This window comes from Quyinboa ferrireducens, from assembly GCF_042436675.1.
Classification (GTDB): Bacteria; Bacteroidota; Bacteroidia; order Bacteroidales; family UBA5342; genus JBHJHP01.
This window is the reverse complement of sequence record NZ_JBHMVA010000079.1, coordinates 1-1,026: the sequence shown is the minus strand read 5'-3', so window position 1 is coordinate 1,026 and position 1,026 is coordinate 1. Positions and strand designations below refer to the sequence as shown.

Below are 1,026 nucleotides of genomic sequence, written 5' to 3'. Positions count from 1 at the left end.
GCGGGCTGTCTCTTTTGTCCTGACAGTTCCTTTCCCGTCGGAAAGAAACTGCCACGACAGCATACCGTGGGAACGTTGTAGCCAATTGTAAAATGAGATACTTTATCACCTTTATATTGTTAGGTTTGTTTTTATTCTGTAAAGCACCGAATGAAAAGAAAACTGAAAAAGTTGATGTTGTCGGAACTATTATTTTCAAGTTTATACCAGACAAAAAGTTCGAGGGATATTATTGTAGCTTAAAACCTGAGATTTTAATTAATTCAAACAGATTTGATTTTGTTCCGAATAGAGCAGCAAATTATTACATATTGAAAGAGAATCCAGAATTATTAGATTCATTAACTAACCTCGACAGTTATCAGTCAAAGTTTGAAACTAATTTAAACTTTCGTAAATGTCAAAATTGCAACAATGAGAAAATTAATTGCGATTCTATTATCAAGGAATTTAGAATGTATAAAATTTATGATACAGCATTCTATAAACCTGACTACTGTGAAAATATGACTCTAAATATATTTAGTAATAGTATCTATAATTTTAAAAACTCAGATTCAATTTGTATTGTATTTTCATTTTCAGGAACAGTAATTAAATATGAGAATATTGTCTATGGTGAACAAACAGATTATAGGATTCAAACTACTAATACAGGAACAAAGGTATTTGATAATTCCCATGGCACATGTCCCTTTGAGAGATATGATTCTACTTTCATTGTCATGGACATGATCGACAAATATGATAGAGTTAAACCTGAAATAATCGATTCTCTTAATTTAAAAATGACAGCTTTGAATAAAGTTAAAATATTCTTATATGAATAAGAACAACTGGCTACAACACACGGTCATAGTGCATGCGGTTTTATTATAACTTGCAAAACCTATTTCCGTATGTCGTCGTTTTCGGCTTGACAGTCTCCACTTCGTGGGACAGTCAACCGCACGACACCATACCGCGGGAACGTTGTGGGCAAGCATGAAAAGACTTAAAGATTTGCATTAGACCATGAGTAAGAAA

At 32.7% G+C, this 1,026-nt stretch carries 1 protein-coding gene; it reads left to right on the top strand.

The window, feature by feature from the left end:
• Positions 1–92 precede the first annotated feature (92 nt).
• Positions 93–830 carry a hypothetical protein gene (locus ACE01N_RS20495; protein ID WP_380592948.1) on the top strand — a complete coding sequence of 246 codons (738 nt, stop codon included), beginning with the start codon at positions 93–95 and terminating at the stop codon, positions 828–830.
• Positions 831–1,026 lie beyond the last annotated feature (196 nt).